This window comes from Dactylosporangium cerinum, from assembly GCF_042653625.1.
Taxonomy (GTDB): domain Bacteria; phylum Actinomycetota; class Actinomycetes; order Mycobacteriales; family Micromonosporaceae; genus Dactylosporangium; species Dactylosporangium cerinum.
In genome coordinates this window covers 371,266-394,123 of sequence record NZ_JBHSIU010000041.1, presented here as the reverse complement: position 1 = coordinate 394,123, position 22,858 = coordinate 371,266, and the positions used below count along the sequence as shown (strand labels likewise).

The window sequence follows — 22,858 nt, the reverse complement described above, 5'->3', positions numbered from 1 at the left end:
CAACCGGATCCGGAGATGGACGCGTGTCACGGTGCAGGCCTGCCCGGGGACGGCCGAGGAAGGCGCCGGCGCTGAATGCCAGATCCTCCGCTTGCGCGGAGGCTCCCGAATCGAACGGAATAGGAGGAAGCGCCGGCATGGCCTCGGCCGTCACCGGTGGTGCCAGGTTACGCGGGGATCAGCTCGCTGAGCCGACCCAGTGGGAAGACGTCCGACCCGGCCGGCAGGCCTTCGGGCGCCTCGATGCCGATGAAGGTGACCGGCTCGTCCGGCAACCCGCCGTCCCAGGTGCGCACCTCGGTCCGCGCGCGCATCAGGTCGACCAGATACGAGACGGTGAGGTAGCGCCGCTCCAGCACGGCACGCACCCGGTCCGCCGTGCCGAACGTGTGCTCCTCCACCCGGTTGAAGTTCGGCCGGCCCTGCAGGTACAGGTGCAGCCACACCGCCTGCCAGCCGCGCTCGCCCTTGGCGAACACCATCGGCAGCGCGATCCGGCCCTGGCCGCGCAGGTCGGAACGGGCCCGCACGGTCCGGGCGTCGAACGGCGCGCCGCGCTGCTTCTTGGCGCGGGTCTGGTAGCCGAACATCGATTCGGCGACCTCGTCGAACGACTCACCCGAGTAGATGTGGACCTGCGGCACCACGTAGGGCACGTTGATCTTCAGGGGTACGTCGATGAACTCGGTCGCGCCGTCCGGCGCGTCGGTGATGTCGCCGGAGTGCACGATGCCGCCGTGGCGATACTGCGTCCACGACACCTGACCGGCGGTGTGGAACTTGCGGTCGAGCAGCAGCACGGACAGGTCGAAGTCGGTGCGGCGGCTGGTCTGGCGCCAGTACGTGAAGAAACGCAGCAGCTCACCGGAGACCGGTGCCCGCGAGCCCCTCGGCAGGACCGCGAAGCCGCCTTCGGCCGCCTTGCCGGACAGCGGCAGCGCGACGTCGAGCACGTCCGGGTCCACCAGCAACGGCCGCTCCTGCCCGGCGAGCGGCAGCCGGGCGCCGATCTCCGCGTCGAGCCGCGCGGACAGCTCGGCGACCAGCTCGGCCGGCAGCGGCGGCCGCTCGTCCGGCCCGACCCAGGCGCGCCGCGAACGGTTCGCGTACAGCCGCGCGGACGCCGGCGTCAGCCGGTTGCCGACGTGCTCCCGCAGCGAGCAGAGCACCCGGCCCGACGCCGAGCCGAGCGCGCCGGTGACCGCTTCGACCACGCCCGCCCGCTCGGACGGCGACGCCAGGCGCAGCAACCGGTCCGCGGACCGCAGCAACAGGCCCGGCGCGGCCGACAGCACCGACGCGGCCGGGCCGATGGCTCCGGCGCCGATCGCCGCCTCCGCGCGGCCGGCGAGGTTGCGGACCCGCCGCTCACCGCGGGCGACCGCGAACACCGCCTGGGCGTGCGGCCACTGCTCGTGCTCGTGCGGGTGCAGCCGCTCCCCGAGCCGCTTCCACCGCTCCGCGTAGGGCGCGACGTCGCCGAGCTTGTCCTGGTTCGCGGCGACGATCCCGTCCAGCGCGGCCAGCAGGATCCGCCGCTCCGGACGTCCGAAGGACCGGAACCGGGTGGGCGTCGCGAGCGACACGTCGCCGCCGGAGACGTGGCAGGCGAGGCGCAGCACGTCGGTCGTGGTGTCCACGGCGACCAGCGGCCGGCCGAGGACGAGCCGGACGCCGTTGAGCACGGCACGGTTCTCCCGCACCGGGATCTGCGCCGGCTGCGCGTCGTCGATGCAGGTGAGGGCGAGCTCGCTGAGGAGCGCGAGGTCCGCCTCGCCGTGCGGCGTCGTGCTGCCGGCCAGGGCCAGGTAGAGCCGGCCGGCCTCCACGTCGGCGGTGTCGCCGAGCTGCAGCAGGGTCAGCCGGTCACCGGCCGAGGCGATCAGCTCGTCGTGCGCGGCGAGGAGCTCGGCGTAGGTGTGCTGGTAGGTGCCGTAGCCCGGCAGGTCGAGCAGGTTCACGCCACCCGAGACGACCGCGGCGCGCAGCTGCGCGTCGCTGGCCGTGCCACCGCCGGCGAGCACGGCGGCCCGCAGCCGAGAAGCCCAGAACTCGACGGTGTCCGGCACGTCGTCGGGGAAGCCGATGAAGTACGCGTTGTGCTGCACGTGGTCACCGACCAGCTCGCGCACCGCCGACACGACCGTGGCGGCGAGGTCCATCGCCGGCCCGTGGGCCAGCGCGCCGACGTGCTCCAGCAGCGCCCGCGACGCCGAGAACCCGGCATCGAGCAGCGCCGCGTCCAACTGGCGGGCCACGGCCGAGCCGTCGCCGGCCGAGCCCGTGCTTGCCGGCACGCGGAGCGTCTTGCAGATGATCAGCTTCTCGAGCACACGGCCCTCCGATCCAACGTCGCTGGTGGGCCGCCGGGGACTCGAACCCCGAACCCTTCGATCCAACAAGGAGAAGGAAGCGCACCCATACCCGCACAGGCGGAGAGCGGACGCGCTACTCAGTCGAATGCTCTACCAGTTGAGCTAGCGACCCAGATCTCGATCATCGCACCGGCCGACCGAGCGGGCCATCGATTATCGGCGACGCCTGCACGCGTCGTGCCGGTCAGGTCGAAGCCTGGTCGCTGTTCAGCTCCAGCTTTTTCCGGAGCTCTGCGACGATGCGGCGAGTCGTTTCGATGTCCTCGATCACCAGGTCCTCGGAAATGCCGTTGGCCCATGGCGCTTGCAGTCGGCTGGCCTCGTCGTACACCTCGCGGCCCTTGTCGGTCAGCACGACGAGTGACGCGCGGCGGTGATGCGGGTTCTCCTCGAGTGTCACGAACCCCAGCGTCTGCAGGTCGTTCACGATTCGCTGCACGTTCTGGCGATTTCCGCCCATGTCGCGGGCGAGCCAGGCAACGGGCTGGGCGCGTTCGGCGTCAATGACCGCTCAGAGCACCTGCCAGCGGGGGCTCGTGAGCCCGAGTGGCGCCACCATCCGGTCACCTGCCGCCACGAGCTGGGGCTACCGCAGGGCGACCGGGACATCCCGTTGATGATCACCGACCGGTCCTTCGACGAGGACGGCTCGTTCCGGTATCCGGCGCACCACCACGGCGCCGGCGTCACCGACGCGTACATGGAAGGGGTGCTCGGTGATGTCATCCTCGTCAACGGCGCGCCCTGGCCGGTGCTGGAGGTCACCGCCGCCCGCTACCGCCTCCGGCTGCTCAACGCCTCGAACGCGCGCCGCTACCAGCTCACCCTGAACCCGCCACGGGCACCGCTCGTGCAGATCGGGTCGGACGGCGGGCTGCTGGAGCGACCACGCACACACGCCTCGGTGCTCCTGGCCCCCGGCGAACGGTGCGAGGTCGTCGTGGACTTCGGCGGCGGTTCACCTCGGACCTACACCACCCCGTACACCTGCACCTCGACCCGTTCCAGGTGCTCGTTCGCCGCGGCAGCGGCCCCGGCCCGCACGACGCCGGCTGGAAAGACACCGTGGACCTCTCCCCGAGCGAGTCGGTGGACGTGGCCGTTCGGTTCACCGACTACCCGGGCCGCTACCTGCTGCACTGCCACAACCTGGAACACGAGGACATGGCGATGATGGCCACCTTCCGGACCACCTAGCGTCGCGACGTTCTGGGGCGTCGGCGATCAGGTGCTCGAAGGAGCGCTGTGGTTGTCCGGGGGCCACAGCGCTCCTTCGATCGAGCGGGCAGGATCTTTGGCTTGGCGTGCGGGCCGGGGTCAGGCGCCGGGCGGCGGCGGGGGTGGCGGGTCGACCGCGATGCCGATCTGGGCCCGGGTCGAGAAGTTGCCGGCGGCGTCGAAGGCCCTGATCGTGACGATGTACGTGCCGTAGCCCGTGTAGGGCACGTAGGCGGTGGTGTTGCCGACCAGGCTGATGACGGTGCCGTTGAGGGCCACCTCGTAACCGGCCACGAACTGGTCGTCGGTGGCGGCGGTCCAGCCGACCGTCCAGGAGCCGTCGACCGGGCCGCGCAGGGTCAGGCCGGACGGCGGGCCGGGTGGCGTGGTGTCCGGTGGGGTGCCGAGGCCGACGACCGCGAAGGGGGAGCGGTTGCCGGCGGCGTCGACGGCCCGCACCCCGAACGACATGACCATCGGCGGTGGTGTCGGCATGCTGTAGCTCAACGTGGTGACGGTGGCCAGCGGGGTACTGCTGGTGTTGCTGTAGATCTCGTAGCCGGTGACGGCGCGGTCGTCGGTGGACGCGTTCCAGCTGAGGGTGTAGCTGCTGGCCTGGGCGGTGCCGCGCAGCGCGGCGGGGGTGGTCGGCGGGCGGACGTCGCGGGTGGACGGCAGGCCGTCGCACGGTGCGGCGTTGAGCAGGCACCGCTGTGGCGTGCCGGTCCCGGCGGCGACCCAGCCGAAGCTCGTCGAGGCGCCCGGCGCGAGGCTCGCGTTCCACGAGGCGCCGAGCGCGACGTAGTGGGTGCCCGAGTGGGTGATGGTGGCGTTCCAGTAGTGGGAGATGGTCGTGCCGGCCGGCAGGTCGAACTCGACCCGCCAGTTCGGCAGGGCCGTGGCACCGCCGTTGGTGACGGTGTAGTGGCCCGAGTTGCCGGATGGCCAGGTGCTGTCCTGGGTGAACACGGCGGTCGGGACGGTCGCGGCACTGGCGGGCACCGGGTTGAGCGTGATCGCGAGGACAGCGGCCGCCGCGACGGCGGCCGTCCCCGACATAAATCGACTCATGTCGATAGAGACTACGGGGTCGGCGCAACCGTCAACCGTCAAAAGCATACCGCACGTATCGGCGCCGATCACTCGGGTGAGTAGCCCTGTTGACCTGGGGTTTCTTCGTCGTACGGTGGTCGCTCCCGACGCTGGAGGTATGTGTTGCTCGATCCCGGCATGGTGACGTGGGCGCGCGTGGTGCTGCTGCAGGACCGGCCGCGACGGTACGAGCTGGTGCAGGCGTACCGCATCATGACGACAGTACGACCGGACGTGTACCGGCCCCGGCTCGCCCGGGCGCTCGGTGACCTGGTGGACGGCTTCACCCCGGCGGCCCCGGCGGGCGCCGTCGAGGCCCTGCTCGACGAGGCAGCGACCGCCCTGCTCACCTGGGCCCGCGACCTGATCAGCGCGAAGATCGACGTGCTCACGGAGGTGGTGACGCGGCAGCGCAGGCGCCGCGTGGTGGACGACGGCCCCGGGTGGGACCTGCTCGCGGTGGCCGTGGCCCTGGAAGAGGCGGGCCGCGCCGACGCGGCCCTGGCCGCCGTCGAGGAGCTCATCGCCGTCGAGCGGGGGCGGCGCGTGCTGCCGGGCGGCCGGCTCGGGATCGCCCTGCTGCACTGCGCCGGCCTGCTGGAGCGCCGCGAACGCTCCCACGCGGCCGCCCCGCTCAAGGCCGAAGGGCTCCGGCTGCTCAGCGCGGCAGGGCAGCCACGCAGCAACGCGATCGCGGCGAAGCTCACCGGTACACCACCCACTGCCAGGACACCCAAGGCCGGTCGGGGCGTGCCCGGCACGCACCGGACCCCGATGCCCAGCAGATAGTCACGGGCAGGCGGGTCCGGCGCAGGTCCGCTGTCGGGCGAGCGCTGCCGACAGCGGACCGAGCGCCGGGTCGTTGCCGGGAACACCGTCGCGCAGCAGGTTCGTCAGCTGCCACGGGTCGCGGGCGAGGTCGTAGTACTCGCGGTCGATCACGGCGCCGGTGTCGTCGTAGAGCTCGGTGTACCGGTAGCGCTCCGGCACATACGTCGACGCCCACGGCGGGATGCCGGCGCCGTTGGCCGGGTCGCGCCAGTACTCCGTGAGCAGCGCGGAGCGGTCGCCGGGCACGAGGAGGTTGCGGCCGTCGACCTGGTAGCTCGGGGTCAGTCCGGCGGCGGCGAGCACGGTCGGGGTGATGTCGAGGTTCGCGGCCAGCCGCGGGTCGTCACCCCGGTCCAGCCGCCCCGGCCACGACATCAGCAGCGGCACGCGCTCGGCCTGCAGGTAGGGCATGAACTTCTCCTGCAGGCCGTGCTCGCCCCAGAACTTGCCGTTGTCCGACATCAGGATCACCAGGGTGTTCTCGAGCTCGCCGCGGGCCTCCAGCTGCCGGCGGATGGACTCGACCTCGTCGTCGACGGAGCGCAGCGTGCGCAGCTGGCCCTGCCGCTCCTCGGCGCCCTGCTCCTGGGTGCGGTTGAAGTGGCGCACGTACGCGGGCTTGTCGCTGCGGTCGGTCTCCCGGGTCGCCGGGTTGCCCGCCCACGGGTAGCTGACGTTGGCGTACCGCGGCTCCGGCACCTGCGGCGCGTGCGGGGCGGTGAAGCCGGCGTAGATGAACCACGGGCGGGCGTCGTCGCGCTCGAACCGGTCGAGGTAGCGGTTGACCTGGCTGCCGATGAACGTGGTGGAGTAGGGCGCCTTCGTCGCCACCCCGTCGACGACGAAGTCCGCGTCGACGTAGCCGCCGCCGGTCAGCGCCCACTGGTCGAAGTAGGGCGGGCGCCGGGTGAGGTCCCAGGTGTTGAAGAGCTTGCCGACGGCGGCGGTGCGGTACCCGGCGGTGTACAGCTCGTGCTGCAACGACCGGGTGTGGTCGAACCGGCCGACGGCGGCCTGCTGCGTGACGTGGTGGTTGTGCGCGTACCGGCCGGACAGGATCGTCGCCCGGCTCGGGCAGCAGCTCGGCGTGCTCACCATCGCGTTGGGGAAGCTGGTGCCGTGGTCGCGCAGCCAGGCCAGGGCGCGCGGCATCACGAACGTCTGCCCGGTCCGGGCGTCGTCCATGAGCAGCAGCAGCACGTTCGGCCGCGCGGGTGCCGCGACTGCCTGCGCGGGCGCCACGAGGGTGGCCGCCATCACGATCGTCGCCAGCAATGCCCGCATCAACACTCCAGGTATGCGCTCAAACACGTTGAGCTACATGCCGTAATGCGGGTCATGGGACCGCCGGGTAGATCTCCCCGTGGTACATCCCCAGGAACGGGGCGATGAACGCGGCGACCTGGCTGAGCGCGAACCAGGCCACGGCGAGGGCCGCGACCGCGAACAGCGCGAGCACCGGCGCTGACCAGCCGGCCGACACCACCCGCCCGACCGCTGCCGACTCGGACCTGAACCCGCTGGTGAACGCCGCCACGATGAGCAGCAGCAGGGCCATCCCGCCGAACGCCCCGGTCAGCACCGGCCCGACGTACTGCGCCGTCCACGCGAAGGCGTCATGCAGCCACGCCAGGTCGAACGGCGGATCCATGTAGGGCAGCCGCGCGCCGCGCCACCATCCCGGCCCGTAGGTCGCCAAGGGGTAGAAGACCGCGGCCGCCACCGCCGAATGGGCCAGGGCCTGCCAGCCTTCGGCCTCGCGCCGGGGATCGGGGACCGACATCGCCACCTCCGGGGCAGGATCACCGTCGGAACTGACAGGGTAACCCGCTGTGCCGTTCATCGGAGGCCGTCGGTACGTGGTTTCGCCGCAGGTGCACGATCCGGTGCGGCCTATAGTCGGCCGGTGACCTTCGACGACCAGCTGCGCGCGGCCGTTGCCGGCGGCGACGCGGCCGGTGTCGCCGCCGCCCTGGCCGCCGGTGCCGACCCCGATGCACTCGTCGACCGGCACAGCTGGGGCGTCCTGCTCGAGTCCGCGCGGGCCGGCCGCGCGGACCTCGTCACGCTGCTGCTCGAGGCGGGCGCCACGGTCGGCGGCGCCGGGCGGTACGGCGCCACGCCGCTGCGCGTCGCCGTAGGCGCCGGGCACGCCGGCGTGGTGCGGCTGCTGGTCGCCGCGGGCGCGTCCGCCGCCGAGCCCGACCGCCGGCAGAGCGTTCTCGGGCACGTCATCTCCGAGGTCGCCTTCCAGCCGGCGCTGGCGCTGCTGGACACCCTTGACGTGCTGCTGCAGCTGGGCGCCACCACGGGACCGCGCGAGGACCCGCCGGTGGTCGCGGCCGTGCGGGCGTCCGCGCCGCCGGCCGTCTTCCGGATCCTGCTCGACCACGGCGCCGACCCGGACCAGCGCCGCGCGGACGGCACCCCGGCCCTCGTGCTGGCCGCCCGGCTCGGCGACCACGCCGCCGTGGACCTGCTGGTCCGGGCCGGCGCGGACGTCGACGCCACCGACCCGCGCGGCCGGTCCGCCCTCATGCACGCGGTGGAACGCAACCACCGCGCCGCCGCTGCGGTGCTGCTGCTCGCCGGCGCCGACCGGACCCTGGCCGCCCCGGACGGGACGACCGCGCTGCGGCTGGCGCAGGCGTGGCACTGGCAGAACATCCAGTTCGCGCTCGGTGAGATGTCGGTCGGCAGCGACGACGTGCCGGTCGCCCGGACGCTGCTGCGGTTGCGCCCGGACGAGCTTCGGCTGGAGGGCGACCCGGCCCAGTTCGAGCTCCTGGCCTCGGTCATCGAGGCGGTCGTCGAGGGGCTCGGCGAGGAATGGGAGGTGCGCAGCGGCCACACCGAGGCCGCGGCCCTGGCCGTCGCGGGCCGGCTGCGCAGCGACCAGGTGTCCGTCCCGCGCGCCTCGTGGCACACGGTGACCGCGTCCCGGGACGAGGTGGCCGTCGCGTGGTCGGCCCTGAACGAGTCGGCCAACGGTGACGCGCGGCTGCGAGCCGCCGGTGTCAGCGTCTGGGACGTGCGGGACCTCGCCGAGGACTTCTTCGGCCAGATCCCGCACTGACGCCGCCCGGTCCGGCCGAGGTGCTGGTGCTCAGCCCGCTGCCGGTCGCCTGAAAATTCGTCGCCGCCGGGCGATGAGTCCGGTCCTCCATCGCGGTCAGTACCAGTGACAGCGACTTTGGGGGACCTTTCGTGAGCGGTACACAACGCACAACCGTCGAGCAGCGCTGGGTGCTGGGGCTGACCTCGATCGGCTCGGTGGTGGTGGCGCTGGACGTCCTGGTGGTCGCGGCGGCGCTGACCACCATCAGGCACGACCTCGGCGCGACGGTGGAACAACTGGAATGGACGATGAACGCCTACAGCCTCAGCTTCGCGATGCTGATGCTGACCGCGGCGGCGCTCGGCGACCGGTGGGGGCGGCGGCGCACGTTCGCGGCCGGGCTGGCGCTGTTCGGCGTCGCGTCGGTCGGCTGCGCGCTGGCGACGTCGACGACGGCGCTGATCGCCGCGCGGGCCGTCCAGGGCGTCGGCGCGGCGGTCGTGATGCCCCTCGCGATGGGGCTGCTCGGCGCCGCGTTCCCGCCCGAGCGCCGCGGCTGGGCGATCGGGGTCTTCAGCGGACTGACCGGGCTGGCCGTGCTGAGCGGCCCGGTGATCGGTGGCGCCGTCACCGAGGGGCTCGCCTGGCAGTGGATCTTCTGGATCAACGTGCCGGTCGCCGCGGCGGCGGTCCCGCTGGTCATGCGGCGGATCCCGGAGAGCACGGGACCGGCGCGGCGGCTCGATCCGGGCGGCGCGGTGCTGAGCACCCTCGCCGTGCTCGGCCTCGTGTGGGGCGTCGTCCGCGGCGCGGAGGCGGGCTGGGGCAGCGCCGAGGTGGTCGGCTCGCTGGCACTCGGCGGCCTGCTCCTGGTGGCATTCCTGATCTGGCAGGTCCAGGCGCCGCAGCCGATGGTGCCGCCGGCGTTCTTCCGGTCCCGCTCGTTCTCGGCCGGCAACGCCGCCGGGTTCATGCTCACCGCGGCGCTGTTCGGCGCCGTGTTCTTCCTCGCCCAGTTCATGCAGGTCGCGTTCGGCTCCGGCCCCCTGCTCGCCGGGCTGCGGCTGCTGCCGTGGACGGCGACCCTGTTCCTGGTGGCGCCGATCGCCGGCCGGCTCGTGGACCGCGTCGGTGAACGGCCCCTCGTCGTGGCCGGCCTGACGCTGCAGGCGGCCGGCATGTTCTGGATCAGCCGGGTCGACGCCGGCGCGGTCCACTACGCCGACCTGGTCGCGCCGCTCATCGTGGCCGGCTGCGGCGTGTCGATGGCGATGCCGGCGACGCAGAGCGCCAGCATCGGCGCGCTGCCGCCGGGCGCGGTCGGCATCGCCTCCGGGATCTACAGCATGATGCGGCAGCTCGGCGGGGTGGTCGGGGTGGCGCTGCTGGCCGCGGTGTTCGCCGCCGCCGGCGGTTACGGCTCATTTGCCGGCGGGTTCAGCCGGGCCCTGGCCGTCTGCGGCGTACTGTCGCTGCTGGGGGCGCTCGCGGGACTCGGCATCGGCGCCCGGCGCCGGACCGTTCAGGACGTCGCCCGGCAGGATCTAGTCCAGGAGCGGCGATGAACCTGGAGGACGAGTTCGCGCTGCACCGCGGCGAGCTGGTGGCGCACTGCTACCGGATGCTCGGCTCGCTGCACGACGCGGAGGACGCGGTCCAGGACACCTACCTGCGGGCCTGGCGCGGGTTCGCGGACTTCGAGCGGCGCTCGTCGGTCCGGACCTGGCTCTACCGGATCGCGACCCGGGTCTGCCTCAACGCCCTGCAGCACAGCAGCCGCCGGCTGGTGCCGTCGGCGTTGGGCGCGCCCGGCACCGACCCGGACGACGTGCGCCCGCACGACCTGGAGACGCACTGGCTGGAGCCACTGCCCGACCTGCTGATGAGCGCCGACCCGGCCACGGTCGTCGGGACCCGGCAGAGCCTGCGGCTGGCGATGGTCGCGGCGCTGCAACACCTGCCGCCCCGGCAGCGCGCCACGCTGATCCTGCGTGACGTGCTCGCCTGGCCGGCGGCCGAGGTGGCCGGCCTGCTCGACACCAGCACCGCGGCCGTCAACAGCTCGCTGCAGCGGGCGCGCGCCGAGCTGGCCCGGCTCGCACCCGCCGAGGACGAGATCAGCGAACCGGACGAGCCGGAGCGGCGGGCGCTGCTCGACCGCTACGCCCGGGCCTTCGAGACCGCGGACCTCGCCACCCTGGAGGGCCTGCTGACCCAGGACACCCGCTGGGAGATGCCACCGATCCCGACGTGGTTCGCCGGCCGCGACGCCGTGCTGCGGCTGCTGCGGTCGAGGATGCTGCCGGGGGAGGGGCACCGGCTCATGGTGGAGACGGCCGCGAACGGGCAGCCCGCGTTCGCCTGGTACGTCCGGGGCCGCGACCGTGCCTTCCACGCCCATTCGATCCAGGTGCTGACCCTGACCAAGGCCGGGGTCGCCGCGGTGCTGGACGTCCACCGGCCCGACCTGTTCGCCGCCTTCGGCCTCCCGATCGACCGGGGTGAGGCAACCATGTGAGCCGGCCAGCTCGTCATTGACGGCAGAGGAGGCGGCATGCATCGGCTTTCGGTTCCAGGGGTGATCGTGTCGGCGGCGGTGCTCGTCGGGCTGGCGGCGTGCGCGGCCAAGGGCCCGGACGGGCAGCCCGGCGGGCTTGAGACGCCGTCGCCGGTCCCGATCACGGTGAACCCCAGCGCCCTGCCGGTCGGCGACACCGTCCCGACCGGCATCGTGATCGGCGGCAAGGAGATGGTGCTGTACTTCTGGGGCGGCTCACCCGACTGGCCGCACCTGGACCACGCGTGGCGCGACCGGCGCACCGGCGCGGTCGAGGTCGACCAGCCCTGCGCCGGCGGCTACGGGTTCTTCGCCGACACGATGCAGACCGAACCGGTCCGGTGGCTCGACGTGCACCAGTGCGTCACGCCCGACGGCACGTTGATCGAGTTCGGCGCCGTGTTCGCCGAGCCCGGCCGCGTCACCGTCCAGGCCGCCGGCAAGACCGTCGAGGCGAAGTACGCCCGGTGGAGCGCCAACCGGTCGGTCACGATGTTCTGGGAGCAGCGGCAGGGCAAGCCGCTGCCGCACAACATCCCCGACGGTGAGGGCCGCACGACGCCGCTGCCGCCGGAGCAGTACCCGCTCGTCACCGCCTACGACGGCAAGGGCGCCACGATCGGCACGATCCGGATCCGCCCGTCGGCGTCGGAACAGAAGGGCGGCTGAGCGCTCAGCGGAAGATCGGGTTCCACTCCTGCCGGCGGGCGATGGTCACGCCCGGCGCCCGGTAGTACGGGTCCTCGTCGATGATCGCCGCGAACTCCGCCGCGCTCACGTCGAAGACCAGCAGCGCGCCGCTCTCGTCGGAGTACGGCCCGGCGAGGACCACCTTGCCCGCGGCGTGGAGGGCCTGCAGCCGCTCACGGTGCGCCGGGCGCAGCGCGAGCCGGTCGGGACTGCCGTCGAAGGCGAGCTCAAGAAGGAACACCCGGCCCATGGTAGGCCGGCGGTTCCGGCGTTGTGGCGCACACCTGGCGGTACGCCGCCAGCCACTGCCGGACCTGCTCGTCGGAGTGCAGGTACGGGCCGTCGGGGGCGATGCGCAGGTCGATGCCGTGCAGCATGTTGAGCGCCAGCCATACGACCTGGTCGCCGGTGGTGTCCGGGTCGGTGTGCCAGGGCGCGGCCCAGCGGTCGACGTCCTCGCGGGAGCGGCTGCCGTCGAGGATGCCGGCGAAGCAGCGTTCCAGCTCCGTGCGGGTCGGCCAGGGCAAGGGTGGCGTCACCCGCCCAGCGTCGCAGCCGCCGTCCACCCGCGGCGCGGGCCGGCACCGCCAGACCGGCGGGGCTCAGCGCACGATCACGTGATTGGCCATGTCGACGACCGGGCGGTAGCCGAGAGCGGCGTAGATCTTGTTCGAGGTCGGGTTGGCCTGGTCGGTGAACAGGCACACCCGGTTACCGCCGGCCCGTGCACGGCGGGAGACCTCGGCGACGGCGTTGCTGGCCCAGCCGCGCCCCCGCTGCTCCGGCGGCGTGTACACCGGGGCGACGCGGGCCACGCCGTACAGCGGCGGCGTCACGCCCGTGAGGCACACCGGCCGGCCGGTCCCGTCGACCCAGAACCAGTACTGCTGCTCACCGATGCGGCGCAGCAGCTCCGCGCGGTCGGGCATGACGTGCACGCCGGTGCCCCGGGCCCGGCCGGCCTGCTCGTCGGCGTCGCCGAGGAACGCGTCGACCCAGAGGCCGACCAGGTCGATGTCGTCGTCGGTCACGACCCTGAGGTGCCCCGGCGCGGGCCTGGGCGGGACGAGCTCGCCGAGTTCGTGCAGCCGGGTGTGGATCACGACCTCGGCCCGGCCACCGCCGAGGCGGGTCAGCTCCTCTGCGCACCGCTCGGCGGCCGGCAGCGCCCCGTGGACCGCGAGGGTCTCCTCACCGCGGCCGTGCAGGGCGCGGGCCACCTCGACCGCCGCGTCGCCGGGCATCGGCAGCAGGAACAGCGGGTGCGGCGGGTCCGGCGCGGTGCGCATCCCCGCCCCGACGACGGCACCGGCCGCGTCCCGCACGATCAGCCACCAGAAGTGCTGGGGCGGGCCGCCGTCCGGCCAGGTCCGGGGCCGGTGCGCGTTGGCGGTCACGACCGTGTTCAGGACCGGTTCGGCGGCCAGATGGTCACCGGCCGCGGTGAGGAACGCGGCCGTATCCGTCGTGAACTCGAGCTCGCCCATTCGAGCACCATATCGACCGTCGTGTCGCCCCGGCACGGAATTTCGATGGCACCATGGCCCGATGATGTTGCTGGTACCGGCCGACCCGCTGCGCCCCCGCCGTCCTGACGAGCACTTCGCCGCGGAGGCCGGGGCCGCCCGCGCGGCGGGGTTGGACGTGGCGGTCGTCGACCACGACGCGCTGACCTCCGCGGACGGTGCGACCAGGGGAGTCGCCCGGGTGCCGCAGGACGCCGGCACCGCCGTCTACCGCGGCTGGATGCTGCGTGCCGGGCAGTACGCCGCGTTCGCCGGGGCGCTCGCCGACCGCGGGGTCGAGCTGCGCACCGGGGCCGCGCAGTACCGGCAGGCGCACGAGCTGCCGGGCTGGTACGCGGCCCTGTCGGACGTCACGCCGCCGACGCAGTGGTCGACCGGCGACGACCGGGACGTGTTCGAACGGGCCGCGGCGGCGCTCGGGCCCGGCCCGGCGGTCCTGCGCGACTACACGAAATCGATGAAGCACTACTGGCACGAGGCCGTGTACATCCCCGACCTCGCCGACGTGGACGCCGCATGGACGGTGGCGGCGCGGTTCCGGGAGCTGCGCGACGACGAGTTCACCGGCGGGTTCGTGCTGCGCCGGTTCGAGGAGTTCGGCTCGGCCGAGGTCCGCACCTGGTGGGTCGGCGGGGTGTGCCGCCTCGTCGGGCCGCACCCGGACACCCCGCACGACGCGCCGCCCGCCGGGCTGGACCTGTCCGCCGTCGAGCCGCTCGTCGCCGCGCTGCGCCTGCCGTTCGTCACGGTGGATCTGGCACTGCGCGCCGACGGGGTGTGGCGGGTCATCGAGCTCGGCGACGGCCAGGTCAGCGACCGCCCCGGCACCGTCGACCCGGAGGCCTTCGTCAGCGGCGTCATCGACCCGGCCTGACGCCCGCCGGAGGGTGGTCCAGCACACGCTTCCCAAGAACGGTAATGATCAGTACCGTTTGGCTCGCAAGATGAGACTGATCGTTACCGTTTGGAGGATCGTGGTGAACCGTCTTCCGCTCGTGACCCTGGAGACCGCCGACCCGCGGCAGGGGGAGTTGCTCGAGGAGACCCGGCGCCAGCTCGGCCGGGTGCCGAACCTGTACGCGGCCCTGGCGAACGGCCCGCAGGCCCTCGCCGGCTACCTGGCGCTGCGCGACGCCCTGACCCGTGGCGTGCTGCGCGCCAGGGTCCGCGAGCAGCTCGCGCTGCTGGTCGCGCAGGAGAACGGCTGCGCCTACTGCGTCGCCGCGCACGTGATGCGGTCGGCGAAACTCGGCCTGACCGACCAGCAGGTGACCGAAACCCGGCTCGGCGCCGACGCCGACCCGCACGTCGCGGCGATCCTGGCGGTCGCGCACACCGTGCTGCACGAGGGCGGCCGGGTCGGCGACGAGCAGCTCGCCGCCGCCCGCGCGGCCGGCGTGACCGACGCGGAGCTGGCCGAGGTCGTCGCGCACGTCGCGCTCAACGTGCTGTCGAACTCCTTCAACCACCTGGCCCAGCCGGAGCTGGACTTCCCGCCGGTGGCGCTCGAGGTGGCCCGATGAGCGTCCTGGGGAGCCTCGCCCGCAACGGTGCGGTGGTCCGCGCGGTGCTCCTCGCCGTCGTGGCGGCCGGTGCCGTCGCCGCCGGCCGGCCGCTGCTGGTGCCGTTCGCGGTCGCCGGATACGTGGTCTGGAACGCCGCCGCACTGACCCTCGCCGCCGCCCGGAAAGCCGCCGGCGACTCCGCCGCCGCTCGGAAAGCCGCCGCCCAACCGGCCGCCGCCCAACCGGCCGCCGCCCAACCGGCCGCCGGCCAACCGGCGGAGGAGGCCCGGCCGGCCGACGGCGGGCGCGCGGGCGGGGGCGCGCGCGACCGCGGCGCCGGCGAAACCGTCGCGCGGTAAGGTTCGCGTCGTGCCGACCCGTGCCCGTGACCGGCTGCTCGACACCGCCGAGCGGCTCTTCTACGCCGAAGGGATCCGCTCGGTCGGCGTCGACCGGATCGTGGCCGAGTCCGGCGTGGGCCGGGCCTCGATGTACCGGCACTTCCCGGGCAAGGACGACCTGGTCGTGGCGGTCCTGCGCCGCCGCGACCAGGACTGGCGGGACTGGCTGCGGGAGACCGTCGACCGGATCGCCGGCCCGGTGCCGCACGGCCGCGACGACCGCCCCCTCGCCGTCTTCGACGCCCTCGCGGAGCGGTTCGCCCGCGCCGACTTCCGCGGCTGCGCGTTCATCAACACGATCGTCGAGACCGCCGACCCGCACAGCGTGGCGCACCAGGTCGCCGACGCGCACAAGCGGGCCGTCACCACCTACGTCGACGGGCTGCTCGCCACCGCCGGATACGCCCGGCACGCGACGCTCGCGGCGCAGTTCGTGATGCTGATGGACGGCGCCATCGTCACCGCGCTCCGGGAACGCACGCCGGCCGCGGCCGCTGTCGCCCGGTCCACCGCCGCCGCCCTGCTGCACACGGAGACCAACGCCGACTAACGGATGCGCGACTCACCGCGCGCCCGGCACGCCGGGCGCGGCGATGATGTGACGATGGGCAGGACGCGCGAGGGCGTCGTGACGGCGGTCGTGGTCGTCGCCGCCGCGTGCCCGCTGGCCTGCATCGTCGCCGGTCTCGTCGATGGCTCGGGTCGTGGGTCCTCGCGGTCGTGGCCGTGCTCCTCGCCGGTGTCGGCTGGCTGAAGTGGCGCGAGGTCCGGGCCACCCGGGTGGAGCGGCAGGCGACGGACACCGTGCACGAGCTGCACTCCGACGCGCTGGACCGGGCCGAACGCGGCGACCTGACCGGCGCCGCCGAACGGTTCGAGGAGGCGCTGGGCGCCACCGGCGGTGAGGACTACACGGCCGAGCTGCTGCAGGGGCTCGCCGCGGTGCACCTCGCTGAGGGCGCCCCGGGCCGGGCGGTGGCGGTGTGGCTGACGGCGTACCAGCTGCAGAAGGACGAGAACGGCGCGGACGCGGTGCCGACCCTGGCCGCGGCGAACGGCCTCGCGGCGGCGCTGCTGACGCACGGCGAGCGGGAGGCGGCCGGCGACCGCTACCGCGACACCCTTGCGCGGTGCGGGCGGCTGCTCGACGACGCGCACCCGGAGTCCGTGGCGGCGCGCAACGGCGTCGCGCGGATCACCGGGGAGCACGCCCAGGCGGCGGAGCTCTACGAGCGGCTCTTCGGCCCGGCGCACCCGGACACGCGCATCGCCCGGCGGCAGTCGGCTCCGGACGGCCCGGCGATCGCCCGGCTCGCCGCCGGTGACCTCGCCGGCGCGCGGGCCCTGGCCGCCGCGGCCTTCGATTCGCCGGCCGGCTTGAACGATTACGCGATGGTGCTGCGGGAGCAGCGGGACCTGATGGCGGCCTACCGCGCCTACGAGCGGGCGGCCGAGCTGAGCGACCCGCTCGACCCGGAGCATCTGGCCGCCCGCGACGGGATCGCGCGGGTGATGCTGCTGCAGGGCGACGTGGCCAACGCCACGATCGAGCTCACCGCGGTGATCGAGGCGTGCGTCACGCGGCACGGCGAGCATCACCCCGGGACGGCGGCGGCGCGGCGCAACCTCGAGCGGATCAGCGCAGCGCCTTCCTGAACCAGTGGCCGGCGTACGGGCTGTCGTTGAACCGCGGGACCTCGTGGAAGCCGTGCCGGGCGTAGAGGGCGCGGGCCTCGACCAGGTCGGTGCGGACGTCGAGGCGCAGGGAGGGGACGCCGTCGGCGCGGGCCTGCCGCTCGACGACGCCGAGCAGCCTCGCGCCGAGGCCCTGCCGGCGGACGGTGTCCGACACGAAGACCCGGGTCAGCTCGCCGACGCGGACGCCGTCCTCGGTGACGTAGCGCAGGCCGATGCAGCCGGCGACGCGGTCCTCGCTGGTCGCGACCCAGAACCAGCCGGTCGGCGGCTGCAGGTCCTCGTCGGGTTCCTCGGTGAGGATGTCGTCGATCTCCGCCTCGGTCATCGGCCGGTCGTAGTACCGCCCGCCGATGTCGTGGTAGTAGTCGCGCAGCGCCTGGCGGGCCGGCGGCTCCGCCGGTTTCACGACGGCGACGACGAGACCGGTGCCGGGATGCGCTGTCACCGGGCAATCATCGGCTGACCCGGTCGGGATCCGCCACCGGATTGCGGATCGGCACAGGTGCGCCATCGTGGCATGATGCGCGAGTGGTCTGAGGAGTCGAAGGGCCCGATGAACGCTGGACTGGCGGCTGAGCTCTGCTACGTCGACGCGGTGCGGCCGCGCCCGGCAGACGTGCTGTCCGGGATCCGGCGGCACTGGCCGTCGGCCGAGCTCGTCGACGGCACGGGCCGCGGCGGGGGGCTGATGGTCGCCTTCCCGGAGCTCACCACGCTCACCAGCGACGGCGTGGACATCCGCCTGCTCGTGGCGGTCGGACGGCCGCTGCCGCAGCCCGGTGACGCCCGCGGCCGCCGGGATCTCACCCAGACCTGGGAATGGCCGGACGCCGCGGCGACGATGGCGGCGGTCCGGCACACCGTGACGGTCACCGAGATCTTCGGTACGTCGTTCGCCCCCGCCAACCGGATCCGGGCGTTCACGTCGGCCGTGCGTGGTCTGGCCGAGGTGCCGGCCCCGGCCGGGATCTGGTGGCCGGCGAGCGGCGTCGCCACCCCGCCCGGGGCGCTGGCCGTGCGTCCCCTGGCCGGGCTGGTCAACGTGCGGCTGTTCAACGTCGCCGGCAGCCCCGGCCTGCTGCTGATGGACACCCTGGGGCTGGGCCCGCTCGGTCTGCCCGACCTGGAGTGCGTCTTCAGCGGGCTGCCCGAGGAGCACATGGCCGCCTACCTGACCGCGCTGGCCGAGGACCTGGTCGGCGGCCGGACGATCCGCAGCGGCAGCGTCGTGCAGGGGCTGCCGCGGGACGGGCGGTGGCGGGTCACGGCCGCAACGGCCTCGGTCGGCCCCGAACGGCCGGTGCTGTCGATCACGCCGGGTGCTGGAGGGCGGCGCTGAGGTCGCGGAGGAACGCGAGGGCGTCGCGGCCGTTGAGGACGCGGTGGTCGTAGGCGAGGCCGAGCTGCACCACGGTCCGCTGGGCCACCGCGCCGTCCGGGCCGGGGAACAGCTCCGTCTGGCGGCCCGCGAGGGACACGGCGCACGACGTGCCGGGCAGGACCACGGGGACGGCGTGGGTGACGTCGTCGTCGGTGTGCAGGGCGAGGAGGATGTTCGCGCCGGTGAGGTCGCCGGCCCGGAATGTGCCGCGCAGCGCGGTCATCCGGTGGGCCATCAGCCGGGCGGCGAGGTCGTGGACCGGGGTGGCCTCCACGGCGCGCAGGACCGGCACGTGCAGGCCCTTGCCGACGTCGATGGTGACGCCGACGTCGGCGGTGCCGGGCACGTGCACGACGCCGGGGGCGACCAGGCGGGCGAAGCACAACGGGTGCGTGGCCAGGAGACTGCCGATTGCGGCGATGAGCAGCTCGGGCACGCCGACGAGGCGGCGGTGCTCGCGGGTCAGCGCCCTGGCGTGCTCGGCCGCCGTGTCGAGCGGGACCTTCACGGCGACGAACGCGGCCGGCACGGTGCGGTGCGACTCGGCGACCACGACGCCGACGGCCCGCTGCGCCGCGGTGAGCTCGACCCGCCGCCCGCCACCCGAAATGTCCGGCTCCGGGCCGGCGACGTCCGGCACCGAACGATCCGGGCCGGTGGCGTGCGGCTCCGAACGATCCGGGGCGGTGCCGGCCGGATCCAGCGCGGCGAGGTCGGCGACCCGGACGACCTTGCGCCCGAGCGCATGCACCGCGGCGACGGAGATGCCCCGCTCCGCCATCACCCGCAACGCCGGCTCCGTGATGACCGGCCCGCCGCCGGCGCCGGGATCCGGGGCCAGGAACCGGTCCCGGTCCGCCGCCGACCCGAACAACCGCCCGATCGCCGCGCCCACGGCACACTCCGCCCCGACGGCGACGAGGTGGTGCAGCACGCCGTCACCCGGGCTCGGCAGGTCCTCCGCCGCCTTCGACGTCTCCACCGTCGCGACCGGGTCGCCCGCGCCGACCACCGTGCCCGCCGGGACGAGCCATTCGACCAGGGTGTACGAGGTGTCATTGGCGTTGAGTTTCGGCACCAGGATCTCGGTCATCGGTGTGCCTCCAGCACGGCCTGCACGATGGTCTCCGCCTGCACGAGCACCTCGCGTTCCAGATGGGCGGCGGTCGGGATGACGCCGTCGGCGGCCTGGCAGAGCCGCACGGGCCCGGACGACGTGCCCCACAGCGCCTGCTGCAGCCGGTAGGCGACCTCGGTGCCCCAGGCCGCGCCGGGCGGTCCGTCCTCGACCACGACCACCCGGCTCGTCGACGTTGCGGCCCGCAGCAGCGGGTCGAGGTCGAGCGGGTGGAGCCGGGCCGGGACGAGCAGGCGGCCGCTCAGCTCGTGCCGCAGCAGCAATGAGCGCATCGCGGCGGTGGCGCGCCCGGTCAGCCCGCCGGGGGCGACGATCAGGTAGTCGTCGGCGGGGATGTCGTCGTCGACGCGGACCTCCGCCGTGCCGCCGAGGTGCGTGACGCGGAACAGGTCGTCGGGGCGCAGCGGCGCGGCGTAGAGGGTCTTGTCCTCGAAGAGCAGCGACGGCCGGCCGCTGCCGAGCAGCTCCCGCAGCAGCGCGACCGGGTCGTGATACGGGCTCAGCTCGTACACGTCGAGACCGGGCACGCCGATGAAGTGCTTCTGCGGGCTCTGGCTGTGGGTCGGGCCGTAGCCGCGGTTGCCGCCGGTCGGGCAGCGCACCACGACCGGCATCGGCACGGGGTGGCCGTACATCGTGGTGGACTTGGCGGCGAAGTTGACGATCTGGTCGAAGGCGAGCGCGACGAAGTCGGCGAACATCATCTCGACGATCGCCTTGTCGCCGGCGAGGGCGAGCCCGTTGGCGACGCCGACGATGCCGGCCTCGCTGATCGGGGTGGTGATGACCTGCCGCGGGAAGCGGGTGGACAGCCCCCGGGTGATGCCGAAGGCGCCGCCGTAGGGGTCGGCGATGTCCTCGCCGAGCAGGTACAACGCCGGGTCCTCGGCCAGGAGCGTGCCGAGGGCGGCGTTCAGGGCGTCGCCGACCCGCCGGTGCGTCGTCATCGCCGCTCCTGCACGGGTGGCCGCCCGGTCACGTCGCGCACCACTGCGGCGATCCGGTCGCGCTGCTCGGCGTCGAGGTCCGTGAAGCGCGGCCCGAGCGTTGCCGCGTAGCGGGTGTGCCAGTCGGCCGCCCGCAGCCGGTCGACCTCCACGGCGGAGCGTGGGTCGTCGCCCTTGCTGTGCGGGCCGAGGCGCCGGGTCGCGAACTCCACGACGAGGGGGCCGCCGCCGTCGCGGACCCGGGTGAGGGGCTTGTCCAGCAGGTCCCGCATGTCCGTCACGTCGTCGGCGGGCACGTACAGGTACGCGGCGCCGAACGCGTCGGCGCGCGCGGCGATCGTGCCGGCCAGCTGCGCCGCGGTCGGGGTGGACTGGGCGATGCCGTTGTGCTCCACGGCGACGAGCAGCGGCAGCCGCCACAGCGCCGCCATGTTCAGAGCCTCGTACACCGCGCCCTCACCCCACGTGCCGTCGCCGATGTGGACGCAGGCGAGGCGGCCGGGCTCGTGTTGGGCGAGGTGCAGGGCGGTGCCCGCGGCGACGGGGAGGCTCTCGCCCTGCACGCCGGTGGACAGGTACCTGCCCCGCTTGAGGTGCTGGCTGCCGCCGACCCCGCCGCAGACCGCGCCCTCCCGGCCCATGATCTCGGCGAGCAGGCCGGCCGGGTCGCCGAACCGGGCGAGGTAGTGCCCGTGGCCGCGGTGGTTGCTGAACACGAAGTCGTCGGCGTGCAGCAGCGGGCGCAGCGCGACCGGGACCGGCTCCTGGCCGAGGCAGGTGTGGGTGGTGCCGGACAGCAGCCCCTGCCCGAACAGGTCGAGCAGCGCGGTCTCGAAGTGCCGGATGAGCAGCAGCAGCCGCAGGTCGTCGTCGTTCACGCGGACCGCCGGGCCAGGAGCAGGGCCAGGGCGCGCTGCCGCGCCGGGTCGACGGCCTCGAGATACCGCGAGAACGCGCCCGGCTCCAGGCCGCCGGCGAACGCTCCCGCCGCCTCCCGTCCGGCCGCGGCGATCGACGCGTGGTGCCGGTCGTCGGTGAGCAGGCGCCGCAGCGCGGCCAGCCACGGGACGAGGTCCTGCGGCGGCAGCTCCGGCTCCGGGTACGGCGCGTCCGGACGCTGCGGCAGGTAGCGGCTGATCGGCGTGACCGGCAGCAGGTACGGCACGCCGAGCTTCGCCTCGCCGAGCCCGCCGACGTCGGCGGCGAGGACGGGCACGCCGTGCAGCATCGCCTCGACCGCGGTGTAGCCGAACGTCTCGTCCCACAGCGACGGCATGAGCAGCACCCGGCTGCGGGCGTACACGGCGGCGAGGTCGTCGGCGGGCGGCACGATCGTGATGTTCGGCCGGCGGGCGAGGGCGGCCCGGTCGGCGGCGGTGGTGCCCCACGTGGGCACGGCCAGGAACGGCACGTCCGGGCAGGCGTCGGCGAGCCCGAGCAGGATCGGCAGTCCTTTGTATCCGCACGGGTTCACCATCGTGACCGCGTCGCCGGTGCTCGCCGGCCACGGCCCGGCGCCGTAGACCGGTGGGTGGATGAGCGTCGCGTCGAGGCCGCCGTGGACCCGGACGTAGTCGCGGGCGGCACGACTGACGGCGACCACGCCGGCGACCCGGCGCAGGAGCCGCTGCCCCGACGCCTGCGGGTAGAACGCGCGCGGGCCGAACGGCAGCTGCTGCAACGTGTGCACCAGGTACACGACCCGGTCGGGGGTGGCGCGCAGCGCGGTGCCGAGCATCAGCAGGCCCGGGTCGTCGGACGGGACCAGGGTCCGGTCGGGTGCCTCGGCGGCGGCGACGGCGAGGACGTGCGCGGCGAGCCGGGCCGGCGCGGTGACGGCGTGGACGGTCACCCCGCGGTGCGTGTAGACGACGGCGTCGCCGGTCTGCCGGGCGTCGGTGACGCCGCGCCCGGCGAGCTCGGCGAGGAGGTCCTCGACGGTGAGCCGGTGTTCGGTGGCGTGCAGCGGCGTCACCGCGACGCAGCGGTGCCCGCGGGCGGCGAGTTCCTCCAGGAGGATCCGGTTGGACCGGTTGGCGCCGCCGTGGCTGGGCAGATACCGCATGTTCTGCGCCAGCAGAACCGTCAGGCCGGCCATCTACTCGGCCTGGGCCAGCAGCGCCGCGATCTCGTCGTCGGACATGCCGTCCAGCTCGGCCATGACCGCCGCCAGGTCGTCGGGTGCGAGCCCGTCGAGCTGCGCCTGGGTGATCGCCCGGGCCGCCGCCGCGACGGTCAGGTCCGTCTCGAACAACGTGTCGACGGGCACCTCGACGCCCATCGTCTCCTGGATCCGGGCCAGGAACGCGACCAGGGTCAGTGACTGGCCGCCGAGGACGAAGAAGTCGTCGTCGACCGACGTGGCGGGCAGCCCGAGATCCGTCCAGATGCGCAGGACCGTGGCCTCGGTGGTGTCGGGGGTGGGCGCTGTCATGGTCGGT

The 22,858-nt window shown here is 73.9% G+C and carries 27 protein-coding genes and 1 tRNA gene; 13 read left to right on the top strand and 15 right to left on the bottom strand.

The window, feature by feature from the left end; translation table 11 throughout:
* Positions 1-167: 167 nt before the first annotated feature.
* The 3 genes from ACFPIJ_RS30805 to ACFPIJ_RS30795 all read right to left on the bottom strand — a co-directional run bounded on the left by ACFPIJ_RS30805 (position 168) and on the right by ACFPIJ_RS30795 (position 2,880).
* Positions 168-2,333 (bottom strand): TerD family protein, encoded by a 2,166-nt coding sequence (locus tag ACFPIJ_RS30805; protein WP_380120072.1) that lies wholly within the window; start codon positions 2,331-2,333, stop codon positions 168-170.
* 23 nt (positions 2,334-2,356) lie between these two features.
* A tRNA-OTHER gene (locus tag ACFPIJ_RS30800) sits at positions 2,357-2,487 on the bottom strand.
* 72 nt (positions 2,488-2,559) lie between these two features.
* The gene (locus ACFPIJ_RS30795) at positions 2,560-2,880 is read right to left on the bottom strand and encodes a MarR family winged helix-turn-helix transcriptional regulator (protein WP_380120922.1); all 321 of its coding nucleotides are present in this window, start codon (positions 2,878-2,880) and stop codon (positions 2,560-2,562) included.
* Positions 2,881-3,302: 422 nt separating this feature from the next.
* On the opposite strand from ACFPIJ_RS30795, the gene ACFPIJ_RS30790 reads away from it, so the two are divergent.
* Complete coding sequence (locus tag ACFPIJ_RS30790; RefSeq protein ID WP_380120070.1) at positions 3,303-3,572, top strand: multicopper oxidase domain-containing protein; 270 nt, start codon at positions 3,303-3,305, stop codon at positions 3,570-3,572.
* 120 nt (positions 3,573-3,692) lie between these two features.
* Here ACFPIJ_RS30790 and ACFPIJ_RS30785 read toward each other — a convergent pair whose 3' ends face one another.
* The gene (locus ACFPIJ_RS30785) at positions 3,693-4,664 is read right to left on the bottom strand and encodes a cellulose binding domain-containing protein (RefSeq protein WP_380120068.1); all 972 of its coding nucleotides are present in this window, start codon (positions 4,662-4,664) and stop codon (positions 3,693-3,695) included.
* Positions 4,665-4,823: 159 nt separating this feature from the next.
* On the opposite strand from ACFPIJ_RS30785, the gene ACFPIJ_RS30780 reads away from it, so the two are divergent.
* Complete coding sequence (locus tag ACFPIJ_RS30780) at positions 4,824-5,474, top strand: hypothetical protein (RefSeq protein ID WP_380120066.1); 651 nt, start codon at positions 4,824-4,826, stop codon at positions 5,472-5,474.
* On the opposite strand, the gene ACFPIJ_RS30775 is transcribed toward ACFPIJ_RS30780, so the two are convergent.
* Together ACFPIJ_RS30775 and ACFPIJ_RS30770 are read right to left on the bottom strand one after the other, a co-directional pair.
* Positions 5,475-6,800, bottom strand: coding sequence for a sulfatase-like hydrolase/transferase (locus tag ACFPIJ_RS30775; protein WP_380120064.1), 1,326 nt, complete (start codon positions 6,798-6,800; stop codon positions 5,475-5,477).
* 52 nt (positions 6,801-6,852) lie between these two features.
* Positions 6,853-7,299 carry a hypothetical protein gene (locus ACFPIJ_RS30770; protein WP_380120063.1) on the bottom strand — a complete coding sequence of 149 codons (447 nt, stop codon included), beginning with the start codon at positions 7,297-7,299 and terminating at the stop codon, positions 6,853-6,855.
* A 123-nt stretch (positions 7,300-7,422) separates the two neighbouring features.
* Here ACFPIJ_RS30770 and ACFPIJ_RS30765 point away from each other — a divergent pair, with 123 nt between their 5' ends.
* The 4 genes from ACFPIJ_RS30765 to ACFPIJ_RS30750 all read left to right on the top strand — a co-directional run bounded on the left by ACFPIJ_RS30765 (position 7,423) and on the right by ACFPIJ_RS30750 (position 11,800).
* The gene (locus tag ACFPIJ_RS30765) at positions 7,423-8,592 is read left to right on the top strand and encodes an ankyrin repeat domain-containing protein (protein ID WP_380120061.1); all 1,170 of its coding nucleotides are present in this window, start codon (positions 7,423-7,425) and stop codon (positions 8,590-8,592) included.
* A 131-nt stretch (positions 8,593-8,723) separates the two neighbouring features.
* Positions 8,724-10,139: an MFS transporter gene (locus tag ACFPIJ_RS30760; RefSeq protein ID WP_380120059.1), complete on the top strand. Its 1,416-nt coding sequence runs from the start codon at positions 8,724-8,726 to the stop codon at positions 10,137-10,139.
* Complete coding sequence (locus ACFPIJ_RS30755) at positions 10,136-11,092, top strand: sigma-70 family RNA polymerase sigma factor (RefSeq protein WP_380120057.1); 957 nt, start codon at positions 10,136-10,138, stop codon at positions 11,090-11,092. Before ACFPIJ_RS30760 ends, ACFPIJ_RS30755 begins: the two co-directional genes overlap by 4 nt.
* 36 nt (positions 11,093-11,128) lie before the next feature.
* Complete coding sequence (locus ACFPIJ_RS30750; protein ID WP_380120055.1) at positions 11,129-11,800, top strand: hypothetical protein; 672 nt, start codon at positions 11,129-11,131, stop codon at positions 11,798-11,800.
* 4 nt (positions 11,801-11,804) lie between these two features.
* Here ACFPIJ_RS30750 and ACFPIJ_RS30745 read toward each other — a convergent pair whose 3' ends face one another.
* The 3 genes from ACFPIJ_RS30745 to ACFPIJ_RS30735 all read right to left on the bottom strand — a co-directional run bounded on the left by ACFPIJ_RS30745 (position 11,805) and on the right by ACFPIJ_RS30735 (position 13,308).
* Positions 11,805-12,062, bottom strand: coding sequence for a YciI family protein (locus tag ACFPIJ_RS30745; protein ID WP_380120053.1), 258 nt, complete (start codon positions 12,060-12,062; stop codon positions 11,805-11,807).
* Positions 12,049-12,360 (bottom strand): hypothetical protein, encoded by a 312-nt coding sequence (locus tag ACFPIJ_RS30740; RefSeq protein WP_380120051.1) that lies wholly within the window; start codon positions 12,358-12,360, stop codon positions 12,049-12,051. The genes ACFPIJ_RS30745 and ACFPIJ_RS30740 overlap by 14 nt, the downstream gene beginning before the upstream one ends.
* A gap of 63 nt (positions 12,361-12,423) precedes the next feature.
* Positions 12,424-13,308, bottom strand: a complete 885-nt coding sequence (locus ACFPIJ_RS30735; protein WP_380120049.1) for a GNAT family N-acetyltransferase — start codon at positions 13,306-13,308, stop codon at positions 12,424-12,426.
* 61 nt (positions 13,309-13,369) lie between these two features.
* On the opposite strand from ACFPIJ_RS30735, the gene ACFPIJ_RS30730 reads away from it, so the two are divergent.
* The 6 genes from ACFPIJ_RS30730 to ACFPIJ_RS30705 all read left to right on the top strand — a co-directional run bounded on the left by ACFPIJ_RS30730 (position 13,370) and on the right by ACFPIJ_RS30705 (position 16,909).
* A complete protein-coding gene (locus tag ACFPIJ_RS30730; RefSeq protein ID WP_380120047.1) occupies positions 13,370-14,221 on the top strand; it encodes an ATP-grasp domain-containing protein in 852 nt (283 codons plus the stop codon).
* A 103-nt stretch (positions 14,222-14,324) separates the two neighbouring features.
* Complete coding sequence (locus ACFPIJ_RS30725) at positions 14,325-14,870, top strand: carboxymuconolactone decarboxylase family protein (RefSeq protein ID WP_380120045.1); 546 nt, start codon at positions 14,325-14,327, stop codon at positions 14,868-14,870.
* Entirely contained in the window at positions 14,867-15,211 is a 345-nt protein-coding gene (locus ACFPIJ_RS30720; protein WP_380120043.1) for a hypothetical protein, read from the top strand. Before ACFPIJ_RS30725 ends, ACFPIJ_RS30720 begins: the two co-directional genes overlap by 4 nt.
* Before the next feature lie 10 nt (positions 15,212-15,221).
* A complete protein-coding gene (locus ACFPIJ_RS30715) occupies positions 15,222-15,803 on the top strand; it encodes a TetR/AcrR family transcriptional regulator (protein ID WP_380120041.1) in 582 nt (193 codons plus the stop codon).
* Positions 15,804-15,857: 54 nt separating this feature from the next.
* On the top strand, positions 15,858-16,007 hold the full coding sequence (locus ACFPIJ_RS30710) for a hypothetical protein (RefSeq protein WP_380120039.1): 150 nt from the start codon (positions 15,858-15,860) through the stop codon (positions 16,005-16,007).
* Positions 15,974-16,909 carry a hypothetical protein gene (locus ACFPIJ_RS30705; protein WP_380120037.1) on the top strand — a complete coding sequence of 312 codons (936 nt, stop codon included), beginning with the start codon at positions 15,974-15,976 and terminating at the stop codon, positions 16,907-16,909. The genes ACFPIJ_RS30710 and ACFPIJ_RS30705 overlap by 34 nt, the downstream gene beginning before the upstream one ends.
* Here ACFPIJ_RS30705 and ACFPIJ_RS30700 read toward each other — a convergent pair.
* Positions 16,890-17,396: a GNAT family N-acetyltransferase gene (locus ACFPIJ_RS30700; protein WP_380120035.1), complete on the bottom strand. Its 507-nt coding sequence runs from the start codon at positions 17,394-17,396 to the stop codon at positions 16,890-16,892. The genes ACFPIJ_RS30705 and ACFPIJ_RS30700 overlap by 20 nt on opposite strands.
* A 75-nt stretch (positions 17,397-17,471) precedes the next feature.
* Here ACFPIJ_RS30700 and ACFPIJ_RS30695 point away from each other — a divergent pair, with 75 nt between their 5' ends.
* Complete coding sequence (locus ACFPIJ_RS30695; RefSeq protein ID WP_380120033.1) at positions 17,472-18,290, top strand: DUF4261 domain-containing protein; 819 nt, start codon at positions 17,472-17,474, stop codon at positions 18,288-18,290.
* Here ACFPIJ_RS30695 and ACFPIJ_RS30690 read toward each other — a convergent pair.
* The 5 genes from ACFPIJ_RS30690 to ACFPIJ_RS30670 are packed head-to-tail and all read right to left on the bottom strand — an operon-like array spanning position 18,262 to position 22,851.
* On the bottom strand, positions 18,262-19,425 hold the full coding sequence (locus ACFPIJ_RS30690) for a 2-oxo acid dehydrogenase subunit E2 (RefSeq protein ID WP_380120031.1): 1,164 nt from the start codon (positions 19,423-19,425) through the stop codon (positions 18,262-18,264). The two genes, ACFPIJ_RS30695 and ACFPIJ_RS30690, sit on opposite strands and share 29 nt — an antisense overlap.
* The gene (locus ACFPIJ_RS30685; protein WP_380120029.1) at positions 19,422-20,417 is read right to left on the bottom strand and encodes an alpha-ketoacid dehydrogenase subunit beta; all 996 of its coding nucleotides are present in this window, start codon (positions 20,415-20,417) and stop codon (positions 19,422-19,424) included. Before ACFPIJ_RS30685 ends, ACFPIJ_RS30690 begins: the two co-directional genes overlap by 4 nt.
* Positions 20,414-21,295, bottom strand: coding sequence for a thiamine pyrophosphate-dependent dehydrogenase E1 component subunit alpha (locus ACFPIJ_RS30680; RefSeq protein ID WP_380120027.1), 882 nt, complete (start codon positions 21,293-21,295; stop codon positions 20,414-20,416). The genes ACFPIJ_RS30685 and ACFPIJ_RS30680 overlap by 4 nt, the downstream gene beginning before the upstream one ends.
* Positions 21,292-22,515, bottom strand: coding sequence for a glycosyltransferase family 4 protein (locus ACFPIJ_RS30675; protein WP_380120025.1), 1,224 nt, complete (start codon positions 22,513-22,515; stop codon positions 21,292-21,294). The genes ACFPIJ_RS30680 and ACFPIJ_RS30675 overlap by 4 nt, the downstream gene beginning before the upstream one ends.
* The gene (locus tag ACFPIJ_RS30670; RefSeq protein ID WP_380120023.1) at positions 22,516-22,851 is read right to left on the bottom strand and encodes a phosphopantetheine-binding protein; all 336 of its coding nucleotides are present in this window, start codon (positions 22,849-22,851) and stop codon (positions 22,516-22,518) included. It abuts the gene before it with no gap.
* Positions 22,852-22,858: the final 7 nt, after the last annotated feature.